We start from the raw sequence: 24,869 nt of genomic DNA on the forward strand, positions 1-24,869 counted from the left end.
GCGCCTCTTGGTAGTCACGGTGGCGGCCAATTGATGGCCGCCAACAGGTAAGACTAGCCAAGAATCGCGAAGGTGCGATGACATGGGTCAGCTGAAGGCGCTGTGTTGCCTGATTCGCGGGTGAACCCGCTCCCACAGGTACTGCACCTGCCCGAATGTGGGAGCGGGCGTGCCCGCGAACACCGGCAACGCCGGTGCCATCCACCACCGGCCGATCAGCAAAGCGGCAGGTTGCGCACCACGTTCAGCGCCGCGCTGCTCTGCGCCACCGGCATGATCTCGATGGTATTGATGTTCACATGCGCCGGCTGCTCGGCAATCCAGGCCACCGTGGCCGCGATGTCCTCGGGCAGAATGGCCTCCACATCCCGATACAGCGCCTGCACGGCATCCAGGTCACCGTTCAGGCGCACCACCGAGAAATCGGTACCCGAGCACAGCCCAGGCTCGATGTTGCTCACTCGCACGCGGGTGCCCGCCAGGTCGGCGCGCAGGTTGAGGCTGAACTGGCGGACGAAGGCCTTGCTGGCGCCATACACGTTACCGCCCGGGTAGGGGTAGGTGCCGGCGATCGAGCCGATGTTGATGATCATGCCGCTGTCAGCTTCCACCATCTGCGGCAGTATCTTGTGGGTGACCATGGCCAGGCCGGTGATGTTGGTGTCGATCATCCGCTGCCAGTTTTCCGCACTGCTGACCTGGGCACGGTCCACGCCCAGCGCCAGCCCGGCATTGTTGACCAGCAGGTCGATCTGCAGCGAAGCATCACGAATCTTCTCGACCGCCGTCTCGAGCGACACCGGGTCGGTGACATCCAGCGCCAGCGCAGTGAAGTTGGCGCCCAGTTCGGCTTCCAGCGCTTGCAGCTTGTCCATGCGCCGGGCGCCACCGATCACGCGGTAGCCTTTGCCGATCAAGGTACGGCAGATGGCGCGGCCAAAGCCCGAGGAGGCGCCGGTTACGAATGCGGTTTTCATCAGTTGTCTCCTATGGAAGGGTCAGGCCAGGTACTTCACGCCCAGGCTGGTGAACAGGCAGAGCATCGAAAACACCAGCGCCTTGCGCACCACTTCGTTGCCCTTGCGCAGGGCCAGCGCGCTGCCCAGGTGGTTACCGAGGATGTTGCAGGCCACCAGCGGCAACGCCAGCAGGTAGACGACCTTGCCGGCAATGACGAAGGCCACCAGGGCGCCGATGTTGGACGCGAAATTGAAGGTTTTGGAGTTGGCCGAGCTGGAGACCAGGTCCATGCGCAGCAGGTAATGGAACGCGATGATGAACATGCTGCCGGTACCGGGGCCGAAGAAGCCGTCATAGAAGCCGATGGCCAGGCAGGTCAGCGGGACCACGGTGAACAGCATGCGCGATGACAGTTCGCGCTCTTCGACCGGGCGGTCCTTGGGGGTGAGGAAGATGAGGATGCCGAGGGGGATCAGCGCCAGGATGATCTTGCCCACGGTTTCCTGGGAGATCGACACGATCAGGTGTGCCCCCAGGTAGGCACCGAGCAACGAGAACGGCACGCCGACCAGCGCCACCTGCCAGACCATCTTGCTGTTGGCCAGGAAGTTGCGAATGGCTGCCAGTGTGCCAAGGGTACTGACCAGTTTTTCCTGACCGAGGGCAACCTGCGGTGGCATGCCGACCAGCAGAAAGCCCGGCACCAGGAACAACCCGCCGCCACCGGCAATGCTGTCTACGAAGCCGGCAACGAAAGCGATAGCCCCAAGCATGAGCACCGCCAGCAACCAGTGTTCCGCCCAGAAAGCGCCCAGAATTTCCATAGCGAAGTCCATCCAGTGGAGTGTCCTGCCAAGCACAACGCAAGTGTGCATGTCCCAATCAGCGCGATGATTGTAATTACAAAAATTGAATCGATGCAATATCAAATTAAATCGACTCAATGGCAACAATTGCCCTCATTACCCGCATCTTGGCTTTCATGTTAGGCTGCGCGCAATTGCAGAATCTGGTGTCATTTCCATGTGGGTCCCTCAATACGGCGATCAAACCCAGCCGGTTTACCTGATGATCGCTAATGCCCTTGAACAGGACATCGAAAGTGGTCGGCTTGCAGCAGGCGATCGTTTGCCCACCCTCAAAGACCTTGCCGAGGCACTCAATGTAACCCCCGGCACCGTTGGAAGAGCCTACGACGAAGCCGCCAAACGCGGCCTGGTGGTTGGAGAGGTGGGCCGTGGCACATTTGTCAGGCAGTTGCGACAGCGGTTATCCACCCCGTCGGTGCCTGCACCCGTTACTGGCGAAAGCAGCCAGATCGATCTCTCGATCATCAAACCCAACGACGCCCACATGAGTGAGTGGCTGGGTGCGGCGATCAGCGAGCTGGCCACTTCTCCGGACCTGGGGCAGGTACTCGACTATGTGACAGAGGGTGGTCACACCTCCCACAAACAAGCAGGGGCAGCCTGGATTCAGCGCTGGCTGCCTGATGCTCGCTGGCAACAGGTTGTACTGACCTCTGGCGCCCAGCATGGACTATTGGTGGCCATCAGCAGCCTGTCGAAGAGCGACGATGTGGTGCTGTGCGAATCGTTCTGCTACCCAGGCATCATCTCCCTGGCCCACAGCATGGGCCGCCGCCTGCGCGGCGTGGCCATGGACGAGCACGGCCTTATTCCGGAGGCATTGCGCGCGGCCTGCCTGGAGCACCGCCCTTCCCTGCTGGTGTGCGTCACCACCCACCAGAACCCGACCAACTCGATCATGCCCCACGCACGGCGCCAGGCCATTGCAGAGATCGCCCGCGAGTTCGACCTGTTCATCGTCGATGACGATATCTACGGTTTTCTCGAACCCGCAGCGGATTACCAGCCACTGACCGCGTATGCGCCCGAACGCTCGGTGTACCTCACCAGCCTGTCCAAGAGCGTGCTGCCAGCGCTGCGCATCGGTTACCTGTACGCGCCACCGCAAACCCTCTCGCGGTTATCGTCGATGGTACGCAGCAGCGTCTGGATGCCGTCACCATTGATGGCGCAACTGGCCAGCAACCTGATCAACAGCGGCATGGCCGACCAGTTGGTGCGGGTACAGCAGGACGAGGCGGCCGCGCGCCAGCAAATGGCCCGGGAGATCCTTGGCAGGTACAAGATCCGCAGCCAGCCCAATAGCTTCCACATCTGGCTGGAGTTGCCGGAGCCGTGGACCAGCGACGAATTCGCCAACCTGGCGCGCAACAACGGCGTCACGGTAGTCAGTGGCAGCCAGTTCCTGCCGGAACGCAGCCACGCAACCTGCGGCGTGCGCATCGCCCTGATGGCGCCCAGCCGCCAGGAACTGGGCTTTGCCCTGACCAAGCTGGTCAGCCTGCTGGACTCGCCGGAGCCGCGGTTGTTCTATTGAAGCGCTGCCTTATTGAACCCGCTCTCACCTAACCCTGTGAATTAGCAGGGACCCTGTGGGAGCGGCTTTAGCCGCGAACACCGGCACAGCCGGTGCCATGCACCGCGCTGGATTCTTCGCGGCTAAAGCCGCTCCCACAGGATAAGCGGATCGCTTGCGAACTCGTTCGCACCAGCACCTGAGCTTATCGGGATCAGCCAAACAGGTGCAGCAGAATGGCACCGCACTGCCCATAAAAAAACCCAGGGCAACTGCCCTGGGCTTCTGGTCTTGCTAGACGCCTGACCGCTCCGATCAGAACGGAATATCGTCATCGAAGCTGTCGAAGTCAGCCGCTGGCTGCGGGGCTGGCTGCTGCGGTGCCGGGCGCTGAGGAGCCTGTTGCGGGCGCGGGGCCTGCTGGCGCGGAGCCTGGTTGTACTGTTGCGGCTGGCCGCCACCGTAGTTGCCGCCACCCTGGTTGTACGGGTCACCGCCCTGCTGCTGGCCCTGCGGACGGCCGCCGAGCAGCTGCATGGTGCCGTTGATGTCGACGATGATCTCGGTGGTGTAGCGCTTGATGCCGTCTTTTTCCCACTCGCGGGTCTGCAGCTTGCCTTCGATGTAGCACTGCGAACCCTTGCGCAGGTATTCGCCGGCGATTTCGGCAACCTTGCCGAACAGCGACACACGGTGCCACTCGGTACGCTCGACCTTCTGGCCCGACTGCTTGTCGGTCCACTGCTCGCTGGTAGCCAGGCTCAGGTTGGTCACGGCGTTACCGTTGGGCAGGTAGCGGACTTCGGGATCCTGGCCACAGGTACCAACCAGAATGACTTTGTTAACCCCACGGGCCATAACGTTCTCCTAGGCTTCGCACGCCGAAGAGGCCGGGTTCACCAGGCGCTCGAGGGTCGTACGGTCCAAAATTTTCGTATCCAGTTTGATATAGATGGCGGCTTCTTCCGCCACCACGACGGCGTCGGTCACACCCGGCACGGCCATCAGGCGCTCGGTCAGGCCGGCTTCCCGGACTGCCTCTGGCGTCAGCGGCATGCGCAGGCTGGTCACATAGGGCGGCTCGTTCATGCGCAAGGCAACGACCAACCAGATGGCACACAGTACCGCACAACCGAGGAACACCATGTTCAGCCCGCCGTGCTGGAACAACCAGCCACCGAGGATTCCTCCCAGGGCAGCACCGAGGAACTGGCTGGTGGAGTAAACCCCCATTGCCGTCCCCTTGCCACCTGCAGGCGACACCTTGCTCACCAGCGAAGGCAGCGATGCCTCCAGCAGGTTGAATGCAGTAAAGAATACCACGGTGCCGATCACCAGTCCGCGCAAACCGTCAGCCCACTGCCAGAAGAACACCTCCACCAGCAGCAACACACTGACCGCCCCGGCCAGCACGCGTTTCATCTTGCGCTTTTTCTCGCCGTAGATGATGAACGGGACCATTGCAAAAAATGAGATGAACAATGCGGTCAGGTATACCCACCAGTGCTGCTCCTTCGGCAGACCGCCGCGCTCGACGAAGGCCAGTGGCAGCGCGACGAAGCTGGCCATGAGGATGGCGTGGAGGATGAAGATGCCCGCGTCCAGGCGCAGAAGGTCCGGATGGCGCAGGGTCGGGCCGATGGCCTGGCGCGCCACACCCGACTCACGGTGCTGCAGGATGCTGTGGGTATTGGGCACGACAAAGGCGATCAGCAGGATGCCGACCAGGGCAAGTCCTGCCGTGGCGAGGAACAATCCTGACAAGCCAAAGGCACGAGTCAGCAATGGGCCGACGACCATGGCGACGGCAAACGACAGGCCGATGCTCATGCCGATCATGGCCATGGCCTTGGTCCGGTGCTGCTCGCGGGTGAGGTCGGACAGCAGCGCCATGACCGCAGCGGAAATCGCCCCGGCCCCCTGCAGGATACGCCCGGCGATCACACCCCAGATGGAGTCGGCCTGGGCCGCCAATACACTGCCCAGGGCAAAGATCACCAGCCCCAGGTAAATCACCGGCCGGCGGCCGATGCGGTCGGAAATCATCCCGAACGGGATCTGCAAAACGGCCTGGGTCAGGCCATAGGCACCAATGGCCAGGCCAATCAGCGCAGGTGTGGCACCGGCCAGGTCCATGCCGTAGGTGGCCAGCACCGGCAAGACCATGAACATGCCCAGCATACGAAAGGCAAAGACCAGGGCCAGGCCGCCAGCGGCGCGGGTTTCGCCGCCACTCATGCGCTCGTTGTGGGTGTCGTGCATGGATTAACCTCGTGTGAACCGGCGGCGATTCTATCAGTCCGACAGCGTGACGGCATCTACGCGACGCTTTGCCGCGTACTGGCAGGGCGCCGTATACTTCCTTGTTTATGCCCGCCGAGCGAGGCCGCAGTGGACAAGATCCTGATTCGTGGGGCACGCACCCACAACCTGAAGAACATCGACCTGACCCTGCCCCGGGACAAGCTGATCGTGATCACCGGCCTGTCCGGTTCCGGCAAGTCGTCCCTGGCGTTCGACACCCTGTACGCTGAAGGCCAGCGCCGCTATGTCGAATCGCTGTCGGCCTACGCCCGGCAGTTCCTGTCGATGATGGAAAAGCCTGACGTCGACACCATCGAAGGCCTGTCGCCGGCCATTTCCATCGAGCAGAAGTCGACCTCGCACAACCCCCGCTCCACGGTCGGCACCATCACCGAAATCTACGACTACCTGCGCCTGCTGTACGCCCGCGTCGGTACCCCACGCTGCCCGGACCACGATATCCCGCTGGAGGCGCAAACGATCAGCCAGATGGTCGACCTGGTGCTGGAGCGCCCGGAAGGCAGCAAACTGATGCTGCTGGCGCCAGTGGTGCGCGAGCGCAAGGGCGAGCACCTGGCGGTGTTCGACGAATTGCGTGCCCAAGGCTTTGTGCGTGCCCGGGTCAACGGCAAGCTCTACGAGCTCGACGAACTGCCCAAGCTGGACAAGCAGAAAAAGCACAGCATCGATGTGGTGGTGGACCGCTTCAAGGTCCGCGCCGACCTGCAACAGCGCCTGGCCGAATCGTTCGAGACCGCGCTCAAGCTGGCCGACGGCATCGCCCTGGTGGCACCGATGGATGATGAACAAGGCGAAGAGACGATCTTCTCCGCGCGCTTCGCCTGCCCGGTCTGTGGCCATGCCATCAGCGAGCTGGAGCCGAAGCTGTTCTCCTTCAACAACCCCGCCGGCGCCTGCCCGACCTGCGATGGCCTGGGGGTGAAGCAGTTCTTCGACACCAAGCGCCTGGTCAATGCCGAACTCACCTTGGCCGAAGGCGCGATCCGCGGCTGGGACCGGCGTAACGTGTACTACTTCCAGATGCTCGGCTCGCTGGCCGCGCATTACGGCTTCAGCCTGGAGGAGCCGTTCGGCCAGCTGTCGGCCGAGCACCAGAAAGTGATCCTGCAGGGTAGCGGCAAACAGAGTATCGACTTCAAGTACCTCAACGACCGTGGCGACATCGTCAAGCGCTCGCACCCGTTCGAAGGCATCGTGCCGAACCTGGAGCGTCGCTACCGCGAGACCGAGTCGGCCACCGTGCGTGAAGAACTGGCCAAGTTCCTTGGCACCCAGCCCTGCCCGGACTGCCGCGGCACCCGCCTGCGCCGTGAGGCACGGCATGTGTGGGTGGGTGAAAAGACCCTGCCGGCGGTGACCAACCTGCCGATTGGTGAAGCCAGTAACTACTTCGGCGAACTGACCCTGACCGGCCGCCGTGGCGAAATTGCGGCGAAGATCCTCAAGGAAATCTGCGAGCGCCTGCAGTTCCTGGTCAATGTCGGTCTCGACTACCTCACCCTCGACCGCAGCGCCGATACCCTGTCCGGTGGCGAAGCGCAGCGTATCCGCCTGGCCAGCCAGATCGGCGCTGGCCTGGTAGGGGTGATGTACATCCTCGATGAGCCGTCCATCGGCCTTCATCAGCGCGACAACGACCGCCTGCTGGCCACCCTCAACCACCTGCGCGACCTGGGCAACACGGTAATCGTGGTGGAACACGACGAAGACGCCATCCGCCTGGCCGACTATGTGGTGGACATCGGCCCGGGGGCCGGTGTACACGGCGGGCAGATCGTCGCCGAGGGCTCGCCGCAGGAAGTCATGGCCCACCCCGACTCGCTGACCGGCAAGTACCTTTCCGGGCGCAAGAAGATCGTCGTCCCGGCCAAGCGCACGCCGCGCAACAAGAAGCTGCAACTCAAGCTCAAGGGCGCGCGTGGCAACAACCTGCAAAACGTCGACCTGGAAGTCCCGATCGGCCTGCTGACCTGCGTGACCGGTGTATCCGGCTCTGGCAAGTCGACGCTGATCAACAACACCCTGTTCCCACTGGCCGCCACCGCCCTGAATGGTGCAAGCAGCCTTGAAGCGGCGCCGCATGCCAGCATGGATGGCCTGCAGCACCTGGACAAGGTAGTGGATATCGACCAGAGCCCGATCGGCCGCACCCCTCGCTCGAACCCGGCGACCTACACCGGCATCTTCACGCCGATCCGCGAGCTGTTCTCCGGTGTGCCGGAATCACGTTCGCGCGGTTATGGTCCGGGGCGCTTCTCGTTCAACGTCAAGGGTGGCCGTTGCGAGGCCTGCCAGGGCGATGGCCTGATCAAGGTGGAGATGCACTTTTTGCCGGACATCTACGTGCCGTGCGACGTGTGCAAGAGCAAGCGCTACAACCGCGAAACCCTGGAGATCAAGTACAAGGGCAAGAACATCCACGAGGTGCTGGAGATGACCATCGAGGATGCCCGCGAGTTCTTCGATGCAGTGCCGGCGCTGGCGCGCAAGCTGCAGACGCTGATGGATGTGGGGCTGTCGTACATCAAGCTGGGGCAGTCGGCGACCACGCTGTCGGGCGGCGAGGCACAGCGGGTGAAGCTGTCGCGCGAACTGTCCAAGCGTGACACCGGCAAGACCCTGTATATCCTCGACGAGCCGACCACGGGCCTGCACTTTGCCGATATCCAGCAGTTGCTGGACGTGCTGCATCGCCTGCGTGACCACGGCAATACCGTGGTGGTGATCGAGCACAACCTGGATGTGATCAAGACCGCGGACTGGCTGGTGGATCTGGGGCCGGAGGGTGGCTCGAAAGGTGGGCAGATCATTGCCTGCGGTACGCCGGAAGAGCTGAGCGAGATGAAGCAGTCGTATACCGGGCGTTATCTGAAACCGCTGCTGGAGCGGGATCGGGCGTGAGGCCTCGGGGGCGCTTTGCGCCCCTGTTGCGAGGCAAGGCCGCTCCCACAGGAGGAGTGCATTTGCCTGTGGGAGCGGCCTTGTGTCGCGACAGGGCTGCAAAGCAGCCCCCAGCTTTTACATCTGCGATTGCAGGTAGTTTTCCAGGCCGATGGCCTTGATCAGCCCCTGCTGCTTCTCCAGCCAGTAGGTGTGATCTTCTTCGGTGTCAGCCAGTTGGGCACGCAGGATGTCGCGGCTGATGTAGTCCTTGTGCAGTTCGCACAGCTCGATGCCTTTGCATAGCGCGCCGCGCACCTTGTACTCGAGCTTGAGGTCAGCCTCGATCATTTCCGGCACGGTGCTGCCCACTTCCAGGTCGTCCGCGCGCATGTCAGGGGTGCCTTCGAGCATGAGGATGCGACGCATCAGGGCATCGGCGTGCTGCGTCTCTTCTTCCATTTCGTGGTTGATGCGCTCGTAGAGCTTGGACAGGCCCCAGTCTTCGTACATCCGCGAGTGAATGAAGTACTGGTCGCGCGCCGCCAGTTCGCCCTTCAGCAGCGTAACGAGGTAGTTGATTACGTCCGGGTGACCTTGCATCGCCCTGCTTCTCCATGTGAAAACGTCTATGCCACATAGTGTGAACCAGCTTTTGCCAGCGGTCACTGAAAAACGCGCAATCAGAAGCAAAAAATCGGTCAAACAGTAGTGATATTCATTGAAAAACCGCCCAAATGAGGGCGGTTCTTCTTATCACTTCGACTTAAGCGAGATTGACGCCCAGGGCCTTGGCGACCCCTTCGCCGTAGGCCGGATCGGCCTTGAAGAAGTACTGCAGCTGGCGCTGGACCACGTCTTGGCTGACGCCTGCCATGGTGCCGGCAATGTTGTTGATCAGCAGGGCTTTCTGCTCATCGCTCATCAGGCGGAATAGCGCGCCGGCGTGGCTGTAGTAGTCGGTGTCTTCACGGTGATCGTAGCGGTCAGCCGAACCATTCAGGGCCAGTGCAGGCTCGGCATGGCGCGGCGACTGCTTCGGTGCATCGCTGTAGCTGTTGGGCTCATAGTTCGGTGCACTGCCGTAACTGCCAGCAGCCATGGAACCATCACGCTGATAGCTGTTAACCGGGCAGCGTGGTGCGTTCACCGGCAGTTGCTGGTGGTTGGTGCCCACCCGGTAGCGGTGCGCGTCAGCGTAGGCGAATACACGCCCTTGCAGCATGCGGTCTGGCGACAGGCCGACACCCGGCACCATGTTGCTCGGACCAAAGGCAGCCTGCTCGACCTCGGCAAAGTAGTTGAGCGGGTTACGGTTGAGCTCCAGCACGCCCACCTCGATCAACGGGTAATCCTTCTGCGACCAGGTCTTGGTCACGTCAAAGGGGTTCTCGTCGCGGCTGGCAGCCTCGGCTTCGCTCATCACCTGGATGCATACGGTCCAGCGCGGGTAGTCGCCTCGCTCAATGGCTTCGAACAGGTCGCGCTGCGCGTAGTCCGGGTCAGTACCTGCCAGGCGCGCGGCATCTGCCGGGGCGAGGTTCCTGATACCTTGCTGGGTCTTGAAGTGCCATTTGACCCAAGTGCGCTCACCCTCGGCATTGATCAGGCTGTAAGTGTGACTGCCGAAACCGTGCATGTGGCGGTAGCCGTCCGGAATGCCGCGATCGGAGAACAGAATGGTGACCTGGTGCAACGCCTCGGGGGAGTGCGACCAGAAGTCCCACATCATCTGGGCGTTCTTCAGGTTGGATTGCGGGTGACGCTTCTGGGTGTGGATAAAGTCCGGGAACTTCAGCGGGTCGCGAATGAAGAATACCGGCGTGTTATTGCCGACGATGTCCCAGTTGCCTTCCTCGGTGTAGAACTTAACGGCGAAACCACGCGGGTCGCGCTCGGTATCAGCGGAGCCACGCTCGCCACCAACGGTAGAGAAGCGCAGGAAAGTTTCGGTCTGCTTGCCAACCTGTTCAAACAGCTTGGCACTGGTGTAACCGGTGATATCGCGGGTGACGGTAAAGGTACCGTAGGCGCCCGAGCCCTTGGCGTGCACGCGGCGCTCAGGAATGTTCTCGCGGTTGAAATGGGCAAGCTTCTCGATCAGGTGGAAGTCGTCGAGCAGCAGCGGGCCGCGCGGGCCGGCGGAACGGGAATTCTGGTTGTCGGCTACAGGTGCACCGCTGGCGGTGGTGAGAATCTTGCTCATGGGCTCTCCTTATCGGTCTACAAGCGCCGGCTAATCGGCTTTGGAGAGAGTATTGACGAGCAAGGTTACAAGAACAAATTCATTACATGACTTATATCAATAGAAATAAACAATGCATGTAGCAACAAAAAACCGGGCACTAGGCCCGGTTCTTTGTAGCAGACAGAACGTCTTACTCAGCAGCTTCTACAGCACCGCCGACCGGACGATCAACCAGCTCGACGTACGCCATAGGGGCGTTGTCGCCAGCGCGGAAACCGCACTTCAGGATGCGCAGGTAGCCGCCCTGACGGGTGGCGTAACGCTTGCCCAGGTCGTTGAACAGCTTGCCAACAGCGGACTTCGAACGGGTACGGTCGAAGGCCAGACGGCGGTTAGCTACGCTGTCTTCCTTGGCCAGGGTGATCAGCGGCTCGGCAACGCGGCGCAGTTCCTTGGCTTTCGGCAGGGTGGTTTTGATCAGCTCGTGCTCGATCAGCGACACTGCCATGTTCTGGAACATAGCCTTGCGGTGAGAGCTGGTACGGCTCAGGTGACGTCCACTTTTACGATGACGCATGATTCATTCCTTACCAAACACTACGTTCGGTGATTACGACGATCAGGCGGTCGCCTTGTCGTCTTTCTTAAGACTTGCAGGCGGCCAGTTGTCGAGGCGCATGCCGAGAGACAGACCACGAGAGGCCAGGACGTCCTTGATTTCAGTCAGGGACTTCTTGCCCAGGTTAGGAGTCTTCAACAGCTCTACTTCGGTACGCTGAATCAGGTCGCCGATGTAGTAGATGTTCTCCGCCTTGAGGCAGTTGGCCGAACGTACAGTCAGTTCCAGGTCGTCAACCGGACGCAGCAGGATCGGATCGATCTCGTCTTCCTGCTCGACTACGACAGGCTCGCTGTCACCTTTGAGGTCGACGAACGCGGCCAGCTGCTGTTGCAGGATGGTCGCAGCGCGGCGGATAGCCTCTTCAGGATCCAGGGTGCCGTTGGTTTCCAGATCAATGACCAGCTTGTCCAGGTTGGTACGCTGTTCAACACGGGCGTTCTCGACCACATAGGCGATACGACGCACCGGGCTGAACGAAGCGTCCAGCTGCAGACGGCCAATGCTACGGCTTTCGTCTTCGTCGGTTTGACGGGAGTCGGCCGGCTCGTAACCACGACCACGAGCTACAGTGAGCTTCATGTTCAGGGCGCCGTTCGACGCCAGGTTCGCGATTACGTGATCGGGGTTGACGATCTCGACATCGTGATCCAGCTGAATATCGGCAGCGGTAACCACCCCCGAACCCTTTTTCGACAAGGTCAGCGTAACTTCGTCACGACCGTGCAGTTTGATAGCCAGGCCTTTCAGGTTCAACAGGATTTCAATTACGTCTTCCTGAACACCTTCGATCGCGGAGTACTCGTGGAGTACGCCGTCGATCTCGGCCTCGACTACTGCACAGCCAGGCATGGAGGACAACAGGATGCGGCGCAGCGCGTTGCCCAGGGTATGGCCGAAGCCACGCTCGAGAGGCTCGAGCGTGATCTTGGCGCGGGTCGGACTGACTACCTGCACATCAATGTGGCGGGGAGTCAGGAACTCATTTACCGAAATCTGCATGGATGCACCTATTTTCTAGCCCTTACTTGGAGTAGAGCTCGACAATCAGGTTCTCGTTGATGTCGGCAGACAGGTCGCTGCGAGCAGGAACGTTCTTGAAAACGCCCGACTTTTTAGCAGCATCCACATCAACCCACTCAACGCGGCCACGCTGGGCGCACAGTTCAAGGGCTTGAACAATGCGCAGCTGGTTCAGCGACTTCTCGCGAACCGCGACCACGTCACCCGGACGAACTTGGTAGGATGGAATGTTTACAGTCTTACCGTTGACGCTGATCGCTTTGTGCGAAACCAGCTGACGGGACTCGGAACGAGTCGAGCCGAAGCCCATACGGTAGACGACGTTATCCAGACGGCACTCGAGCAGTTGCAGCAGGTTTTCACCGGTTGCGCCTTTTTTCGAGGCTGCAGCCTGGTAGTAACCGCGGAACTGACGCTCCAGAACACCGTAGATACGACGAACTTTTTGCTTCTCGCGCAGCTGGGTGCCGTAGTCGGACTGACGGCCACGGCGCTGGCCGTGGATACCTGGGGCTGCTTCGATGTTGCACTTCGATTCCAGAGCGCGAACGCCGCTCTTCAGGAACAGGTCAGTGCCTTCACGACGAGACAGTTTGCATTTTGGACCAATGTAACGTGCCATTTATCTGTCTCCTGATTACACGCGACGCTTCTTCGGCGGACGGCACCCGTTGTGCGGGATTGGCGTCACGTCGGTGATGCTGGCGATCTTGTAGCCGCAGCTGTTCAGTGCACGAACGGCGGACTCACGACCTGGACCTGGACCCTTGACGTTTACGTCGAGGTTCTTCAGACCGTATTCCAGCGCAGCTTGACCAGCACGCTCAGCAGCGATCTGGGCTGCGAACGGGGTGGATTTGCGCGAACCACGGAAACCCGAACCACCGGAGGTCGCCCAGGACAAAGCGTTGCCCTGACGGTCGGTGATGGTCACGATGGTGTTGTTGAAAGAGGCATGGATGTGGGCGATGCCATCAACCACTGTCTTTTTGACTTTCTTACGAGGACGAGCAGCAGGTTTTGCCATGTCTATATTCCTGGGCGATTACTTGCGGATCGGCTTACGCGGGCCCTTACGGGTGCGTGCGTTGGTCTTGGTGCGCTGACCGCGAACCGGCAGACCTTTACGATGACGCAGGCCGCGGTAGCAACCCAGGTCCATCAAGCGCTTGATCTTCATGTTGATGTCACGACGCAGGTCACCTTCGGTGGTGAACTTCGCGACTTCGCCACGCAGGGTTTCGATTTGCTCGTCGCTCAGATCCTTGATCTTAGCGGCTGGGTTTACACCAGCGTCTGCACAGATCTTCTGTGCAGTAGTGCGACCGACACCATAGATGTAGGTCAGCGAGATAACAGCATGCTTGTTATCTGGAATGTTGACGCCTGCAATACGGGCCATTCAGTGGGACTCCAATTGACAGCTACCTACGCCCCGGAAGCCAAGAAATAGGGCGCGAGATAATATCGCTGTAGAAACGAATAATCAACCCAGCAGCACACTAGCTGCTGGGTTTGAAGCGCAGATCACACTCAGCCTTGGCGCTGTTTGTGACGCGGTTCCGCGCTGCAGATCACTCGTACGACGCCTTCGCGACGGATGATCTTGCAGTTACGGCACAGCTTTTTCACCGATGCACGAACTTTCATTACCGACTCCTCGAACCTTAGGGGCGTATCAGCGCAGCAGACCGCTGCCACCGTAGCCTTTCAGGTTGGCTTTCTTCATCAGGGATTCGTACTGGTGCGAAACGAGGTGCGATTGTACTTGGGACATGAAGTCCATCACAACCACTACCACAATCAGCAACGAGGTCCCGCCAAGGTAGAACGGCACATTTGCTGCCACCACCAGGAACTGGGGCAGAAGGCAGACGGCCATCATGTAAAGAGCACCGAACATGGTCAGACGGGTCAGAACGCCATCAATGTAGCGTGCCGACTGCTCACCAGGACGGATACCCGGAATAAAGGCACCGGACTTCTTCAGGTTTTCCGCTACGTCTTTCGGATTGAACATCAGCGCTGTGTAGAAGAAGCAGAAGAAAATGATCCCTGCACTAAACAGCAGAATGTTCAACGGCTGACCAGGAGCGATCGACTGCGAGATGTCCTGCAGCCAGCCCATACCTTCGGACTGACCGAACCAGGCACCCAGCGAAGCCGGGAACAGCAGAATGCTGCTCGCGAAAATGGCCGGGATGACCCCCGCCATGTTCACTTTCAGCGGCAAGTGGCTGGTCTGCGCAGCGAAGACCTTGCGGCCCTGCTGACGCTTGGCGTAGTGAACGGCGATACGACGCTGACCACGCTCAATGAACACCACGAAGCCGATAATCGCTACTGCCAGCAAACCGATAGCGACCAGGGCGAAAATATTGATATCGCCTGTGCGCGCAGACTCGAAAGACTGCCCGATTGCTCTCGGAAGACCGGCAACGATACCTGCGAAGATCAACATCGAGATACCGTTGCCCACACCGCGCTCGGTGATCTGCTCGCCCAGCCACATCATGAACATCGCGCCTGCCACGAAGGTGGAGACGGCGACGACATGGAAGCCCAGACCTACAGAAAACGCCACGCCCTGGTTGGCCAGGCCAATGGACATGCCAATGGCTTGAACCAGTGCCAGGATAACGGTGCCGTAGCGGGTGTACTGGCTGATCTTGCGACGGCCAGCTTCACCTTCCTTCTTCAACTGCTCCAGTTGCGGGCTGACCGCCGTCATCAGCTGCATGATGATCGATGCCGAGATGTACGGCATGATCCCCAGTGCAAAGATGCTCATGCGCTCGAGCGCGCCACCGGAAAACATGTTGAACAAGCTAAGAATGGTCCCCTCATTCTGCCGAAACAGATCCGCCAGACGGTCCGGATTGATGCCAGGAACCGGGATATGCGCACCTATCCGATAGACGATGATCGCCATGAACAGAAAGCGCAGACGAGCCCAGAGTTCCGACATCCCGCCCTTACCGAGCGAAGAGAGAGCACCTTGCTTAGCCATTTATTCCTCGAACTTGCCGCCAGCTGCTTCGATAGCCGCACGCGCACCCTTGGTGGCTGCGATACCCTTGATGGTGACTGCGCGAGTGACTTCGCCAGACAGCATGATTTTCACGCGCTGTACGTTCTGGCCGATCACGTTGGCATCCTTCAGGGATTGCACGGAGATCACGTCGCCTTCCACCTTGGCCAGCTCGGACAGACGCACTTCGGCGCGGTCCATGGCTTTCAGGGAAACGAAGCCGAACTTCGGCAGACGACGGTGCAGCGGCTGTTGACCGCCTTCGAAGCCAGGAGCGATCGAACCACCCGAACGGGAAGTCTGACCTTTGTGGCCACGGCCGCCGGTCTTACCCAGACCGCTACCGATACCACGACCTGGACGATGCTTCTCGCGACGGGAACCCGGCGCTGGACTCAGATCATTGAGTTTCATCGATTAACCCTCGACCTTCAGCATGTAGTAAGCCTTGTTGATCATCCCGCGGTTTTCGGGAGTATCCTGGACTTCTACAGTGTGACCGATGCGACGCAGACCCAGGCCTTTAACGCACAGCTTGTGGTTAGGCAGACGGCCCGAGACGCTCTTGATCAGCGTTACTTTTACGGTTGCCATGATCAGAAGATCTCCTCGACGCTCTTGCCGCGCTTGGCAGCAATGGATTCAGGAGATTGCATGGCTTTCAGACCCTTGAAGGTGGCGTAAACCACGTTCACTGGGTTGGTCGAACCGTAGCACTTGGCCAGAACGTTCTGAACACCAGCAACTTCCAGGACAGCACGCATTGCGCCACCGGCGATGATACCGGTACCTTCCGAGGCAGGCTGCATGTAAACCTTCGAGGCGCCGTGGGCAGCCTTGGTGGCGTACTGCAGGGTGGTGCCCTTCAGGTCAACCTGGATCATGTTGCGGCGAGCAGCTTCCATGGCCTTCTGGATCGCGGCAGGTACTTCGCGCGACTTGCCACGGCCGAAGCCAACACGACCTTTACCATCACCTACCACGGTCAGCGCGGTGAAGGTGAAGATACGGCCGCCTTTTACGGTTTTGGCAACGCGGTTAACTTGAACCAGCTTCTCGATGTAGCCTTCGTCGCGCTTTTGATCGTTATTTGCCATAACTTAGAACTCCAGCCCGCCTTCACGAGCAGCATCAGCCAGCGCTTTGACGCGGCCATGGTACTTGAAGCCGGAACGGTCAAAGGCAACTTGAGATACACCGGCGGCTTTCGCACGCTCAGCTACCAGCTTGCCAACCTTAGTGGCCGCGTCGATGTTGCCAGTGGCGCCATCACGCAGTTCTTTGTCCAAGGTCGAGGCGCTTGCCAGAACCTTGCTGCCGTCGGCCGAAATGACCTGGGCGTAGATGTGCTGCGAGGAGCGGAACACGCACAGGCGCACGACTTCGAGTTCGTGCATCTTGAGACGTGCTTTGCGAGCGCGACGCAGTCGAGTAACTTTTTTGTCGGTCATTTGCTAGGCCCTACTTCTTCTTGGCTTCTTTACGACGGACTACTTCGTCCGCGTAACGCACACCCTTGCCTTTGTAAGGCTCTGGCGGACGGAAGTCGCGGATTTCAGCGGCCACCTGACCCACCAGCTGCTTGTCGATACCCTTGATCAGGATGTCGGTCTGGCTTGGGGTTTCAGCGGTGATACCGGCTGGCAGTTCGTAGTCCACTGGGTGCGAGAAGCCCAGGGCCAGGTTCAGGACGGTGCCCTTGGCCTGTGCCTTGTAACCAACACCGACCAGCTGGAGCTTGCGCTCGAAGCCTTGGCTTACGCCCTGGACCATGTTGTTCACCAGAGCGCGGGTGGTACCGGCCATGGCGCGAGCTTGCTGGTCACCGTTACGAGCGACGAAACGCAGCTCGCCAGACTCTTCGGTAACTTCAACAGACGAGTGAACGTTCAGTTCGAGAGTGCCTTTGGCACCCTTCACCGAAAGCTGCTGGCCGGCGAATTTGACTTCGACACCTGCTGGCAGCTTAACGGGGTTCTTAGCGACGCGAGACATGCCTATCTCCCCTTAGAACACTGTGCACAGAACTTCGCCGCCGACACCGGCAGCGCGCGCAGCGCGATCAGTCATCACACCTTTGTTGGTGGAGACGATAGACACGCCCAGACCGCCACGTACTTTCGGCAGTTCTGCGACGGACTTGTACTGGCGCAGGCCTGGACGGCTGGAGCGCTTCAGTTCCTCGATGACCGGACGGCCTTCGAAGTACTTCAGTTCGATCGACAGGGAAGGCTTGGCCTCACCAGTTACCTGGTAGCCGGCGATGTAACCTTCGTCTTTCAGAACTTTGGCAACCGCGACCTTCAGGGTGGAGGAAGGCATGCTTACGACGGACTTTTCAGCCATCTGGGCATTACGGATGCGAGTTAGCATGTCCGCTAACGGGTCCTGCATACTCATGGGCTAGATGCTCCTGATACAAGAATTATTAGCCTTGCGGCTATCACAACCACCCGAGCGGACAGGGCAAAAAACCCAGGCTCAGGTGAGCCGGTCATTCTAGACACAAGGCAGAAACGAAACAAGCCCCATATAGGGGCTTGTTTGTTGGCGAAGTCACCGGCGGTCGGAAGATTGCTCCCCTTCCGCCGGGATCCTGCCTGCAGCGATTACCAGGAGGCCTTGACCAGACCTGGTACGTCACCGCGCATTGCAGCTTGACGCAGCATGTTACGGCCCAGGCCGAACTTACGGTATACACCGTGAGGACGACCGGTCAGGCGGCAACGGTTGCGCAGACGCGAGGCGCTGGCATCACGTGGCTGCTTCTGCAGGGCGACAACGGCAGCGAAACGCTCTTCAGGAGAGGCGTTCAGGTTGACGATGGTCGCTTTCAGCTCGGCACGCTTTTTGGCGTACTTGGCTACCGTGAGCTGACGCTTCAGCTCGCGGTTTTTCATGCTCTTCTTGGCCATTTTCCTACTCCAATCAGTTGCGGAACGGGAACTTGAAAGCACGCAGCAGAGCGCGGCCTTCGTCGTCCGAACGAGCAGTGGTGGTCAGGGTGATGTCCAAACCGCGCAGAGCATCGATCTTGTCGTAGTCGATTTCCGGGAAGATGATCTGCTCTTTCACGCCCATGCTGTAGTTGCCACGGCCATCGAAGGACTTGGCATTCAGGCCGCGGAAGTCGCGAACCCGAGGCAGGGAGATCGCCAGCAGGCGGTCCAGGAATTCGTACATCTTGTCGCGACGCAGGGTCACCTTGACGCCGATCGGCCAGCCTTCACGGACTTTGAAGCCCGCGATGGATTTACGAGCGAAAGTCACGACCGGCTTTTGACCGGTGATCTTTTCCAGGTCGGCAACAGCGTGCTCGATGACTTTCTTGTCGCCGATCGCTTCGCCCAGACCCATGTTCAGGGTGATCTTGGTAACGCGCGGAACTTCCATCACGTTCGACAGCTTAAGTTCTTCCTTAAGCTTAGGAGCGATTTCGTTCCGGTAAATCTCTTTCAGTCGTGCCATGGTCTTCTACCTAGCAGTGTTCAAGCATCAACCGCTTTTTGGGTCGACTTGAAGACACGAATTTTTTTACCGTCTTCTACTTTGAAACCAACGCGGTCAGCCTTGTTGGTTTCGCCGTTGAAGATGGCAACGTTGGAAGCGTGCAGAGGCGCTTCTTTTTCGACGATACCGCCCTGTACGCCCGCCATCGGGTTAGGCTTGGTATGACGCTTGACCAGGTTCACGCCACCAACAACCAGACGGTTATCAGCCAGAACCTTCAGCACCTTACCGCGCTTACCTTTGTCTTTGCCGGCGATCACGATGATCTCGTCGTCACGACGAATCTTTTGCATGTCGGATCTCCTTACAGCACTTCAGGGGCGAGCGAGACGATCTTCATGAACTTCTCGGTACGAAGTTCACGGGTCACTGGCCCGAAGATGCGAGTGCCGATCGGCTCTTGCTTGTTGTTCAGCAGAACAGCAGCGTTGCCGTCGAAACGAATGATGGAACCGTCAGCGCGACGAACACCGTGACGGGTACGCACGACAACAGCAGTCATCACTTGGCCTTTCTTGACCTTACCGCGCGGAATTGCTTCCTTGACGGTTACCTTGATGATGTCACCGATGCCGGCGTAACGGCGGTGCGAACCGCCGAGAACCTTGATGCACATGACGCGACGAGCGCCGCTGTTATCGGCCACATCGAGCATGGATTGAGTCTGAATCATAAAATTTCTCCGACCCTTCGCCCTTAGACTTCAACAGCGCGTTCGAGGACTTCAACCAGTGCCCAGGACTTGGTCTTGGCCAGCGGACGGGTTTCACGGATGGAAACCTTGTCGCCGATCTTGCACTGGTTGGCTTCGTCGTGCGCGTGCAGCTTAGTCGAACGCTTAACGTATTTACCGTAGATCGGGTGCTTGACGCGACGCTCGATCAGAACGGTGATGGTCTTGTCCATTTTGTCGCTGACGACACGGCCAGTCAGCGTACGGACGGTTTTTTCAGCTTCAGCCATGATCACTTACCTGCCTGCTGGTTGAGCACAGTTTTCACGCGAGCGATGTCACGCTTAACTTGCGAGAGCAGGTGCGACTGCCCCAACTGGCCAGTTGCTTTCTGCATACGCAGATTGAACTGGTCGCGCAGCAAGCCGAGCAGTTGCTCATTCAGTTGCTGTGCCGATTTTTCACGAAGTTCATTCGCTTTCATCACATCACCGTCCGCTTAACAAAGGAGGTGGCGAGAGGCAGCTTTGCAGCAGCCAGGGCGAAAGCTTCGCGCGCCAGCTCTTCAGAAACACCCTCGATTTCATACAGGACTTTGCCTGGCTGAATCTGGGCAACCCAGTATTCCACGGAACCCTTACCTTTACCCATACGAACCTCGAGAGGCTTCTTGGAGATCGGCTTGTCCGGGAACACACGGATCCAGATCTTGCCGCCACGTTTTACGTGACGGGTCAGCGCACGACGTGCGGACTCGATCTGGCGAGCGGTGAGGCGACCGCGAGCAACAGCTTTCAGGGCGAATTCGCCGAAGCTGACTTTGCTACCGCGCAGTGCCAGACCACGGTTGTGGCCGGTCATCTGCTTGCGGAATTTTGTACGCTTTGGTTGCAACATTTGGCGTACCCCTTACTTAGCAGCTTTTTTACGAGGCGCTGGTGCTTGTGGTTTCAGCTCTTCTTGGCGACCACCAATTACTTCGCCTTTGAAGATCCAAACCTTCACACCGATCACACCGTAAGTGGTGTGAGCTTCGTAGGTGTTGTAGTCGATATCGGCACGCAGGGTGTGCAGAGGCACACGACCTTCGCGATACCACTCGGTACGAGCAATCTCAGCACCGCCGAGACGACCGCTCACCTGGATCTTGATGCCCTTGGCACCAATACGCATGGCGTTCTGCACGGCGCGCTTCATGGCGCGACGGAACATTACGCGGCGTTCCAGCTGCTGAGCTACGCTCTGCGCAACCAGCATAGCGTCGAGTTCCGGCTTGCGGATCTCTTCGATGTTGATGTGCACAGGCACACCCATCTGCTTGGTCAGGTCCTGACGCAGCTTCTCGACATCTTCACCTTTCTTCCCGATAACGATACCTGGACGAGCGGTGTGGATGGTGATGCGTGCAGTTTGAGCCGGACGATGAATATCGATACGGCTTACGGACGCGCTTTTTAGTTTGTCCTGGAGGTACTCACGCGTTTTCAGATCCTTCAACAGGTAATCTGCGTAAGTAGCACCGTCTGCGTACCAGACGGAGGTGTGCTCCTTGACGATTCCCAGGCGAATGCCAGTGGGATGTACTTTCTGACCCATCTGATCGACTCCGTTACTTGTCCGCAACCTTGACAGTGATATGGCAAGACCGCTTGACGATGCGATCAGCACGGCCTTTGGCACGTGGCATGATGCGCTTCAGCGAACGCCCTTCGTTGACGAAGACGGTGGAGACCTTCAGGTCATCAACGTCTGCGCCTTCGTTGTGTTCGGCGTTGGCTACGGCCGACTCGAGGACTTTCTTCATGATTTCAGCGGCTTTTTTGCTGCTGAAGGCCAACAGGTTGAGCGCTTCGCCCACCTTCTTCCCGCGGATCTGGTCGGCGACCAAGCGGGCTTTCTGGGCGGAGATGCGAGCGCCCGACAACTTAGCGGCTACTTCCATTTCCTTACCCCTTAACGCTTGGCTTTCTTGTCAGCCACGTGCCCGCGGTAGGTGCGGGTACCGGCGAACTCGCCCAGTTTGTGGCCGACCATGTCTTCGTTCACCAGAACTGGGACATGTTGACGACCGTTGTGTACCGCGATGGTCAGACCGACCATTTGTGGCAGGATCATCGAACGGCGCGACCAGGTTTTAACTGGCTTGCGATCGTTCTTCTCCACCGCCACTTCGACCTTCTTCAACAGGTGAAGATCGATAAAAGGACCTTTTTTCAGAGAACGTGGCACTGTCGTATCCCTCTAGTTACTTGCGACGACGGACGATCATGTTGTCGGTACGCTTATTACCACGGGTCTTCGCACCCTTGGTTGGGAAGCCCCATGGCGATACCGGATGACGACCACCGGAGGTACGACCTTCACCACCACCATGTGGGTGGTCAACCGGGTTCATGGCAACACCACGAACGGTTGGGCGAACGCCGCGCCAGCGTTTGGCACCAGCTTTACCCAGCGAACGCAGGCTGTGCTCGGAGTTCGAGACTTCGCCCAGGGTCGCACGGCACTCAGCCAGGACTTTACGCATTTCACCAGAGCGCAGACGCAGGGTCACGTAGACACCTTCGCGAGCGATCAGCTGAGCCGAAGCACCAGCGGAACGAGCGATCTGAGCACCTTTACCCGGCTTCAGTTCGATGCCGTGAATGGTGCTACCTACTGGAATGTTGCGCAGCTGCAGGGAGTTACCGGCCTTGATTGGGGCCAGGGCACCTGCGATCAGCTGGTCGCCAGCGCTCACGCCTTTAGGGGCGATGATGTAGCGACGCTCACCGTCTGCGTAGCACAGCAGGGCGATGTGAGCAGTACGGTTCGGGTCGTATTCGATACGCTCGACAGTGGCTGGGATGCCATCTTTGTCGTTGCGACGGAAGTCGACCAGACGGTAATGCTGCTTGTGACCACCACCAACGTGACGAGTGGTAATGCGGCCATTGTTGTTACGACCACCAGACTTCGATTTTTTCTCGATCAGCGGTGCGTGAGGAGCGCCTTTGTGCAGCTCCTGGTTGACCACCTTGACCACGAAACGGCGGCCAGGGGAAGTCGGTTTGCATTTAACGATTGCCATGATGCACCCCTTCCTTACTCAGCACTGCTGCTGAAATCGAGATCTTGGCCTGGCTGAAGGGAGACGATCGCCTTCTTCCAGTCATTACGCTTGCCCAGACCACGTGCGGTACGCTTGGTTTTACCCAGAACGTTAACAGTCGACACGTTTTCAACTTTTACGTTGAACAGGCCTTCGACAGCTTTCTTGATTTCCAGCTTGGTTGCATCGGTAGCAACCTTGAATACGAACTGGCCTTTTTTCTCAGCCAGAACGGTAGCCTTCTCGGAAACGTGCGGGCCAAGGAGGACTTTGAATACGCGTTCCTGGTTCATCCCAGCAGCTCCTCGAATTTCTTCACGGCCGAGACAGTGATCAACACTTTCTCGTATGCGATCAGACTGACCGGGTCGGAACCTTGTACGTCACGTACATCGACGTGCGGCAGGTTGCGAGCAGCCAGGTACAGGTTCTGATCAACAGCGTCGGAAACGATCAGTACGTCGTTCAGACCCATGCCGTTCAGCTTGTTCAGCAGATCTTTGGTTTTCGGCGCTTCAACAGCGAAGTCCTGAACCACGACCAGACGGTCGCTACGCACCAGCTCAGCGAGGATGGAGCGCAGGGCTGCGCGGTACATCTTCTTGTTGAGCTTCTGCGAGTGATCTTGAGGGCGAGCTGCGAAGGTTACACCACCGCCACGCCAGATCGGACCACGAGTGGTACCAGCACGAGCACGGCCAGTACCCTTCTGACGCCATGGGCGCTTACCGCCACCAGCCACGTCGGAACGGGTCTTCTGCTGCTTGGTGCCCTGACGGCCGCCGGCCATGTAGGCCACGACTGCTTGGTGTACCAGCGTCTCGTTGAATTCGCCACCGAAAGTCAGTTCGGAAACTTCGATCGCCTGAGCGTCATTTACATTGAGTTGCATGTCAGTTTCCCCTTAACCGCGAGCCTTGACAGCTGGACGTACAACCACGTCGCCGCCAGTAGCGCCTGGAACGGCACCCTTGACCAGCAGCAGGTTGCGTTCAGCGTCTACGCGAACTACTTCCAGGGACTGAACAGTCACGCGCTCGGCGCCCATGTGACCGGACATTTTCTTGCCCTTGAACACACGACCAGGAGTCTGGCACTGGCCGATGGAACCTGGGACACGGTGCGACACGGAGTTACCGTGGGTGTTGTCCTGGCCACGGAAGTTCCAGCGCTTGATGGTACCGGCGAAGCCTTTACCTTTGGACTGACCAGTAACGTCTACCAGCTGGCCTGCAGTGAAGAGTTCAGCTTTGATCAGATCGCCAGCCTGGAAATCGCCCTCTTCAAGACGGAACTCCCAGACACCGCGACCAGCGGCAACGTTGGCCTTGGCGAAGTGACCTGCCTGAGCGGCAGTCACACGCGAAGCACGACGCTCGCCGACAGTGACTTGCACTGCACGGTAGCCATCGGTTTCTTCAGTTTTGAACTGGGTGACGCGATTCGGCTCGATCTCGATGACCGTGACCGGAATGGAGACACCTTCTTCGGTGAAAATGCGGGTCATACCGCATTTGCGACCGATTACACCAATAGTCATGTTGTAAACCTCATGAGTGTACGGGGCTTTCACCCGCTATGGCCGCCCATTTCAGAGCGTTACACGACTAGACCGAAGTCTTAGCCGAGGCTGATCTGTACTTCCACACCTGCCGCCAGATCAAGCTTCATCAGCGCATCAACGGTTTTATCCGTTGGCTGGACGATGTCCAGAACACGCTTATGAGTGCGGATCTCGTACTGGTCACGCGCGTCTTTGTTGACGTGCGGGGAAACCAGAACGGTGAAACGCTCTTTGCGGGTAGGCAGTGGAATTGGACCACGCACTTGTGCACCAGTACGTTTCGCGGTTTCCACGATTTCCTGGGTGGATTGGTCGATCAGGCGATGGTCGAAAGCCTTCAACCTGATACGGATTTGCTGATTTTGCATTGGATTTCAGACTCCAGGCTGTTCCCAACGGACGCACTACGCCCGCTAAAAGGAGGCGTGATTCTATAGACGCCCCCATTTAGTGTCAACCCAATAAAAAAAACCCCCGCTGAGCGGGGGTTTTTTCAATCGGTCGAGTGATTACTCGATGATTTTGGCTACGACGCCGGCGCCGACGGTACGACCGCCTTCACGGATAGCGAAGCGCAGACCGTCTTCCATTGCGATGGTCTTGATCAGGGTGACAGTCAT

At 59.0% G+C, this 24,869-nt stretch carries 36 protein-coding genes and 1 pseudogene; 2 read left to right on the forward strand and 35 right to left on the reverse strand.

Features of this window, described 5'->3' with window-relative positions; all coding sequences use genetic code 11:
• Positions 1–215: 215 nt before the first annotated feature.
• Positions 216–977: an SDR family NAD(P)-dependent oxidoreductase gene (locus ACIQYU_RS24905; RefSeq protein ID WP_207832729.1), complete on the reverse strand. Its 762-nt coding sequence runs from the start codon at positions 975–977 to the stop codon at positions 216–218.
• Between the two features lie 21 nt (positions 978–998).
• The gene (locus tag ACIQYU_RS24910; protein WP_207832849.1) at positions 999–1,784 is read right to left on the reverse strand and encodes a TSUP family transporter; all 786 of its coding nucleotides are present in this window, start codon (positions 1,782–1,784) and stop codon (positions 999–1,001) included.
• A 199-nt stretch (positions 1,785–1,983) separates the two neighbouring features.
• Between ACIQYU_RS24910 and ACIQYU_RS24915 the strand changes: the two genes are divergently transcribed.
• Entirely contained in the window at positions 1,984–3,366 is a 1,383-nt protein-coding gene (locus tag ACIQYU_RS24915) for a PLP-dependent aminotransferase family protein (protein ID WP_233694708.1), read from the forward strand.
• A gap of 294 nt (positions 3,367–3,660) precedes the next feature.
• Here ACIQYU_RS24915 and ACIQYU_RS24920 read toward each other — a convergent pair whose 3' ends face one another.
• Together ACIQYU_RS24920 and ACIQYU_RS24925 are read right to left on the reverse strand one after the other, a co-directional pair.
• Positions 3,661–4,203: a single-stranded DNA-binding protein gene (locus ACIQYU_RS24920; RefSeq protein WP_063911040.1), complete on the reverse strand. Its 543-nt coding sequence runs from the start codon at positions 4,201–4,203 to the stop codon at positions 3,661–3,663.
• A gap of 9 nt (positions 4,204–4,212) precedes the next feature.
• On the reverse strand, positions 4,213–5,607 hold the full coding sequence (locus ACIQYU_RS24925) for an MFS transporter (RefSeq protein ID WP_063911039.1): 1,395 nt from the start codon (positions 5,605–5,607) through the stop codon (positions 4,213–4,215).
• A 129-nt stretch (positions 5,608–5,736) separates the two neighbouring features.
• Here ACIQYU_RS24925 and uvrA point away from each other — a divergent pair, with 129 nt between their 5' ends.
• Positions 5,737–8,571 (forward strand): excinuclease ABC subunit UvrA, encoded by a 2,835-nt coding sequence (gene uvrA / locus ACIQYU_RS24930; protein WP_402802607.1) that lies wholly within the window; start codon positions 5,737–5,739, stop codon positions 8,569–8,571.
• A 117-nt stretch (positions 8,572–8,688) separates the two neighbouring features.
• On the opposite strand, the gene bfr is transcribed toward uvrA, so the two are convergent.
• From bfr to ACIQYU_RS25085, 31 genes and pseudogenes are all read right to left on the reverse strand, one after another.
• On the reverse strand, positions 8,689–9,153 hold the full coding sequence (gene bfr, locus ACIQYU_RS24935; protein ID WP_003257116.1) for a bacterioferritin: 465 nt from the start codon (positions 9,151–9,153) through the stop codon (positions 8,689–8,691).
• Positions 9,154–9,316: 163 nt separating this feature from the next.
• Positions 9,317–10,756 (reverse strand): catalase, encoded by a 1,440-nt coding sequence (locus tag ACIQYU_RS24940; RefSeq protein ID WP_207832721.1) that lies wholly within the window; start codon positions 10,754–10,756, stop codon positions 9,317–9,319.
• 172 nt (positions 10,757–10,928) lie between these two features.
• Positions 10,929–11,315, reverse strand: a complete 387-nt coding sequence (gene rplQ / locus ACIQYU_RS24945; protein ID WP_003255451.1) for a 50S ribosomal protein L17 — start codon at positions 11,313–11,315, stop codon at positions 10,929–10,931.
• Between the two features lie 42 nt (positions 11,316–11,357).
• A complete protein-coding gene (locus tag ACIQYU_RS24950; protein WP_003255452.1) occupies positions 11,358–12,359 on the reverse strand; it encodes a DNA-directed RNA polymerase subunit alpha in 1,002 nt (333 codons plus the stop codon).
• Positions 12,360–12,381: 22 nt separating this feature from the next.
• On the reverse strand, positions 12,382–13,002 hold the full coding sequence (gene rpsD, locus ACIQYU_RS24955; RefSeq protein ID WP_003257114.1) for a 30S ribosomal protein S4: 621 nt from the start codon (positions 13,000–13,002) through the stop codon (positions 12,382–12,384).
• A 15-nt stretch (positions 13,003–13,017) separates the two neighbouring features.
• The gene (gene rpsK / locus ACIQYU_RS24960) at positions 13,018–13,407 is read right to left on the reverse strand and encodes a 30S ribosomal protein S11 (protein ID WP_003255454.1); all 390 of its coding nucleotides are present in this window, start codon (positions 13,405–13,407) and stop codon (positions 13,018–13,020) included.
• Positions 13,408–13,425: 18 nt separating this feature from the next.
• A complete protein-coding gene (gene rpsM / locus ACIQYU_RS24965; RefSeq protein ID WP_003257112.1) occupies positions 13,426–13,782 on the reverse strand; it encodes a 30S ribosomal protein S13 in 357 nt (118 codons plus the stop codon).
• A 131-nt stretch (positions 13,783–13,913) separates the two neighbouring features.
• Positions 13,914–14,030 (reverse strand): 50S ribosomal protein L36, encoded by a 117-nt coding sequence (rpmJ, locus tag ACIQYU_RS24970; RefSeq protein ID WP_002555468.1) that lies wholly within the window; start codon positions 14,028–14,030, stop codon positions 13,914–13,916.
• 28 nt (positions 14,031–14,058) lie between these two features.
• On the reverse strand, positions 14,059–15,390 hold the full coding sequence (gene secY / locus ACIQYU_RS24975; protein ID WP_003257108.1) for a preprotein translocase subunit SecY: 1,332 nt from the start codon (positions 15,388–15,390) through the stop codon (positions 14,059–14,061).
• Positions 15,391–15,825, reverse strand: coding sequence for a 50S ribosomal protein L15 (gene rplO, locus ACIQYU_RS24980; protein WP_003257107.1), 435 nt, complete (start codon positions 15,823–15,825; stop codon positions 15,391–15,393).
• Between the two features lie 3 nt (positions 15,826–15,828).
• Positions 15,829–16,005: a 50S ribosomal protein L30 gene (gene rpmD / locus ACIQYU_RS24985; RefSeq protein ID WP_003255463.1), complete on the reverse strand. Its 177-nt coding sequence runs from the start codon at positions 16,003–16,005 to the stop codon at positions 15,829–15,831.
• A 2-nt stretch (positions 16,006–16,007) separates the two neighbouring features.
• Positions 16,008–16,508, reverse strand: a complete 501-nt coding sequence (gene rpsE, locus ACIQYU_RS24990) for a 30S ribosomal protein S5 (protein WP_003255465.1) — start codon at positions 16,506–16,508, stop codon at positions 16,008–16,010.
• A 3-nt stretch (positions 16,509–16,511) separates the two neighbouring features.
• Complete coding sequence (gene rplR / locus ACIQYU_RS24995) at positions 16,512–16,862, reverse strand: 50S ribosomal protein L18 (protein ID WP_009397496.1); 351 nt, start codon at positions 16,860–16,862, stop codon at positions 16,512–16,514.
• Between the two features lie 10 nt (positions 16,863–16,872).
• A complete protein-coding gene (gene rplF / locus ACIQYU_RS25000; RefSeq protein WP_009681972.1) occupies positions 16,873–17,406 on the reverse strand; it encodes a 50S ribosomal protein L6 in 534 nt (177 codons plus the stop codon).
• A gap of 12 nt (positions 17,407–17,418) precedes the next feature.
• Positions 17,419–17,811, reverse strand: a complete 393-nt coding sequence (rpsH, locus tag ACIQYU_RS25005) for a 30S ribosomal protein S8 (RefSeq protein ID WP_009681971.1) — start codon at positions 17,809–17,811, stop codon at positions 17,419–17,421.
• Positions 17,812–18,020: 209 nt separating this feature from the next.
• Positions 18,021–18,326, reverse strand: a complete 306-nt coding sequence (rpsN, locus tag ACIQYU_RS25010) for a 30S ribosomal protein S14 (protein ID WP_013970638.1) — start codon at positions 18,324–18,326, stop codon at positions 18,021–18,023.
• Positions 18,327–18,339: 13 nt separating this feature from the next.
• The gene (gene rplE / locus ACIQYU_RS25015; RefSeq protein ID WP_003257095.1) at positions 18,340–18,879 is read right to left on the reverse strand and encodes a 50S ribosomal protein L5; all 540 of its coding nucleotides are present in this window, start codon (positions 18,877–18,879) and stop codon (positions 18,340–18,342) included.
• 20 nt (positions 18,880–18,899) lie between these two features.
• Entirely contained in the window at positions 18,900–19,214 is a 315-nt protein-coding gene (gene rplX / locus ACIQYU_RS25020) for a 50S ribosomal protein L24 (protein ID WP_013970637.1), read from the reverse strand.
• Between the two features lie 11 nt (positions 19,215–19,225).
• Complete coding sequence (gene rplN, locus ACIQYU_RS25025; protein ID WP_002555479.1) at positions 19,226–19,594, reverse strand: 50S ribosomal protein L14; 369 nt, start codon at positions 19,592–19,594, stop codon at positions 19,226–19,228.
• Positions 19,595–19,617: 23 nt separating this feature from the next.
• On the reverse strand, positions 19,618–19,884 hold the full coding sequence (gene rpsQ / locus ACIQYU_RS25030; protein WP_003255478.1) for a 30S ribosomal protein S17: 267 nt from the start codon (positions 19,882–19,884) through the stop codon (positions 19,618–19,620).
• A gap of 2 nt (positions 19,885–19,886) precedes the next feature.
• Complete coding sequence (rpmC, locus tag ACIQYU_RS25035; RefSeq protein ID WP_002555481.1) at positions 19,887–20,078, reverse strand: 50S ribosomal protein L29; 192 nt, start codon at positions 20,076–20,078, stop codon at positions 19,887–19,889.
• Complete coding sequence (gene rplP / locus ACIQYU_RS25040; protein ID WP_003255479.1) at positions 20,078–20,491, reverse strand: 50S ribosomal protein L16; 414 nt, start codon at positions 20,489–20,491, stop codon at positions 20,078–20,080. Before rplP ends, rpmC begins: the two co-directional genes overlap by 1 nt.
• Positions 20,492–20,503: 12 nt before the next feature.
• A complete protein-coding gene (gene rpsC, locus ACIQYU_RS25045; RefSeq protein WP_003255481.1) occupies positions 20,504–21,190 on the reverse strand; it encodes a 30S ribosomal protein S3 in 687 nt (228 codons plus the stop codon).
• A 13-nt stretch (positions 21,191–21,203) separates the two neighbouring features.
• The gene (gene rplV / locus ACIQYU_RS25050; protein WP_003103908.1) at positions 21,204–21,536 is read right to left on the reverse strand and encodes a 50S ribosomal protein L22; all 333 of its coding nucleotides are present in this window, start codon (positions 21,534–21,536) and stop codon (positions 21,204–21,206) included.
• An 11-nt stretch (positions 21,537–21,547) separates the two neighbouring features.
• Positions 21,548–21,823 carry a 30S ribosomal protein S19 gene (gene rpsS / locus ACIQYU_RS25055; RefSeq protein WP_003255482.1) on the reverse strand — a complete coding sequence of 92 codons (276 nt, stop codon included), beginning with the start codon at positions 21,821–21,823 and terminating at the stop codon, positions 21,548–21,550.
• 16 nt (positions 21,824–21,839) lie between these two features.
• Positions 21,840–22,664, reverse strand: a complete 825-nt coding sequence (gene rplB, locus ACIQYU_RS25060; protein ID WP_015268750.1) for a 50S ribosomal protein L2 — start codon at positions 22,662–22,664, stop codon at positions 21,840–21,842.
• A gap of 14 nt (positions 22,665–22,678) precedes the next feature.
• A complete protein-coding gene (gene rplW / locus ACIQYU_RS25065) occupies positions 22,679–22,978 on the reverse strand; it encodes a 50S ribosomal protein L23 (protein ID WP_003255484.1) in 300 nt (99 codons plus the stop codon).
• A complete protein-coding gene (gene rplD / locus ACIQYU_RS25070) occupies positions 22,975–23,577 on the reverse strand; it encodes a 50S ribosomal protein L4 (RefSeq protein WP_008089819.1) in 603 nt (200 codons plus the stop codon). The genes rplW and rplD overlap by 4 nt, the downstream gene beginning before the upstream one ends.
• A 12-nt stretch (positions 23,578–23,589) precedes the next feature.
• The gene (gene rplC, locus ACIQYU_RS25075) at positions 23,590–24,225 is read right to left on the reverse strand and encodes a 50S ribosomal protein L3 (protein ID WP_003257089.1); all 636 of its coding nucleotides are present in this window, start codon (positions 24,223–24,225) and stop codon (positions 23,590–23,592) included.
• An 80-nt stretch (positions 24,226–24,305) separates the two neighbouring features.
• Positions 24,306–24,617, reverse strand: a complete 312-nt coding sequence (gene rpsJ, locus ACIQYU_RS25080) for a 30S ribosomal protein S10 (protein WP_003186070.1) — start codon at positions 24,615–24,617, stop codon at positions 24,306–24,308.
• A gap of 141 nt (positions 24,618–24,758) precedes the next feature.
• A pseudogene (locus ACIQYU_RS25085) lies at positions 24,759–24,869 on the reverse strand (elongation factor Tu); the annotation flags it as partial.

The organism is Pseudomonas sp. NPDC096925, from assembly GCF_044762545.1.
Classification (GTDB): Bacteria; Pseudomonadota; Gammaproteobacteria; order Pseudomonadales; family Pseudomonadaceae; genus Aquipseudomonas.

Excerpts from the sequence above, each read along its gene's own strand:
- ACIQYU_RS24905 (WP_207832729.1), bottom strand. The coding sequence starts at position 977 with ATGAAAACCGCATTCGTAACCGGCGCCTCCTCGGGCTTTGGCCGCGCC.
- ACIQYU_RS24910 (WP_207832849.1), bottom strand. The coding sequence starts at position 1,784 with ATGGAAATTCTGGGCGCTTTCTGGGCGGAACACTGGTTGCTGGCGGTG.
- ACIQYU_RS24915 (WP_233694708.1), top strand. The coding sequence starts at position 1,984 with ATGTGGGTCCCTCAATACGGCGATCAAACCCAGCCGGTTTACCTGATG.
- ACIQYU_RS24920 (WP_063911040.1), bottom strand. The coding sequence starts at position 4,203 with ATGGCCCGTGGGGTTAACAAAGTCATTCTGGTTGGTACCTGTGGCCAG.
- ACIQYU_RS24925 (WP_063911039.1), bottom strand. The coding sequence starts at position 5,607 with ATGCACGACACCCACAACGAGCGCATGAGTGGCGGCGAAACCCGCGCC.
- bfr (WP_003257116.1), bottom strand. The coding sequence starts at position 9,153 with ATGCAAGGTCACCCGGACGTAATCAACTACCTCGTTACGCTGCTGAAG.
- ACIQYU_RS24940 (WP_207832721.1), bottom strand. The coding sequence starts at position 10,756 with ATGAGCAAGATTCTCACCACCGCCAGCGGTGCACCTGTAGCCGACAAC.
- rplQ (WP_003255451.1), bottom strand. The coding sequence starts at position 11,315 with ATGCGTCATCGTAAAAGTGGACGTCACCTGAGCCGTACCAGCTCTCAC.
- ACIQYU_RS24950 (WP_003255452.1), bottom strand. The coding sequence starts at position 12,359 with ATGCAGATTTCGGTAAATGAGTTCCTGACTCCCCGCCACATTGATGTG.
- rpsD (WP_003257114.1), bottom strand. The coding sequence starts at position 13,002 with ATGGCACGTTACATTGGTCCAAAATGCAAACTGTCTCGTCGTGAAGGC.
- rpsK (WP_003255454.1), bottom strand. The coding sequence starts at position 13,407 with ATGGCAAAACCTGCTGCTCGTCCTCGTAAGAAAGTCAAAAAGACAGTG.
- rpsM (WP_003257112.1), bottom strand. The coding sequence starts at position 13,782 with ATGGCCCGTATTGCAGGCGTCAACATTCCAGATAACAAGCATGCTGTT.
- rpmJ (WP_002555468.1), bottom strand. The coding sequence starts at position 14,030 with ATGAAAGTTCGTGCATCGGTGAAAAAGCTGTGCCGTAACTGCAAGATC.
- secY (WP_003257108.1), bottom strand. The coding sequence starts at position 15,390 with ATGGCTAAGCAAGGTGCTCTCTCTTCGCTCGGTAAGGGCGGGATGTCG.
- rplO (WP_003257107.1), bottom strand. The coding sequence starts at position 15,825 with ATGAAACTCAATGATCTGAGTCCAGCGCCGGGTTCCCGTCGCGAGAAG.
- rpmD (WP_003255463.1), bottom strand. The coding sequence starts at position 16,005 with ATGGCAACCGTAAAAGTAACGCTGATCAAGAGCGTCTCGGGCCGTCTG.
- rpsE (WP_003255465.1), bottom strand. The coding sequence starts at position 16,508 with ATGGCAAATAACGATCAAAAGCGCGACGAAGGCTACATCGAGAAGCTG.
- rplR (WP_009397496.1), bottom strand. The coding sequence starts at position 16,862 with ATGACCGACAAAAAAGTTACTCGACTGCGTCGCGCTCGCAAAGCACGT.
- rplF (WP_009681972.1), bottom strand. The coding sequence starts at position 17,406 with ATGTCTCGCGTCGCTAAGAACCCCGTTAAGCTGCCAGCAGGTGTCGAA.
- rpsH (WP_009681971.1), bottom strand. The coding sequence starts at position 17,811 with ATGAGTATGCAGGACCCGTTAGCGGACATGCTAACTCGCATCCGTAAT.
- rpsN (WP_013970638.1), bottom strand. The coding sequence starts at position 18,326 with ATGGCCAAGAAGAGCATGAAAAACCGCGAGCTGAAGCGTCAGCTCACG.
- rplE (WP_003257095.1), bottom strand. The coding sequence starts at position 18,879 with ATGGCACGACTGAAAGAGATTTACCGGAACGAAATCGCTCCTAAGCTT.
- rplX (WP_013970637.1), bottom strand. The coding sequence starts at position 19,214 with ATGCAAAAGATTCGTCGTGACGACGAGATCATCGTGATCGCCGGCAAA.
- rplN (WP_002555479.1), bottom strand. The coding sequence starts at position 19,594 with ATGATTCAGACTCAATCCATGCTCGATGTGGCCGATAACAGCGGCGCT.
- rpsQ (WP_003255478.1), bottom strand. The coding sequence starts at position 19,884 with ATGGCTGAAGCTGAAAAAACCGTCCGTACGCTGACTGGCCGTGTCGTC.
- rpmC (WP_002555481.1), bottom strand. The coding sequence starts at position 20,078 with ATGAAAGCGAATGAACTTCGTGAAAAATCGGCACAGCAACTGAATGAG.
- rplP (WP_003255479.1), bottom strand. The coding sequence starts at position 20,491 with ATGTTGCAACCAAAGCGTACAAAATTCCGCAAGCAGATGACCGGCCAC.
- rpsC (WP_003255481.1), bottom strand. The coding sequence starts at position 21,190 with ATGGGTCAGAAAGTACATCCCACTGGCATTCGCCTGGGAATCGTCAAG.
- rplV (WP_003103908.1), bottom strand. The coding sequence starts at position 21,536 with ATGGAAGTAGCCGCTAAGTTGTCGGGCGCTCGCATCTCCGCCCAGAAA.
- rplB (WP_015268750.1), bottom strand. The coding sequence starts at position 22,664 with ATGGCAATCGTTAAATGCAAACCGACTTCCCCTGGCCGCCGTTTCGTG.
- rplW (WP_003255484.1), bottom strand. The coding sequence starts at position 22,978 with ATGAACCAGGAACGCGTATTCAAAGTCCTCCTTGGCCCGCACGTTTCC.
- rplD (WP_008089819.1), bottom strand. The coding sequence starts at position 23,577 with ATGCAACTCAATGTAAATGACGCTCAGGCGATCGAAGTTTCCGAACTG.
- rplC (WP_003257089.1), bottom strand. The coding sequence starts at position 24,225 with ATGACTATTGGTGTAATCGGTCGCAAATGCGGTATGACCCGCATTTTC.
- rpsJ (WP_003186070.1), bottom strand. The coding sequence starts at position 24,617 with ATGCAAAATCAGCAAATCCGTATCAGGTTGAAGGCTTTCGACCATCGC.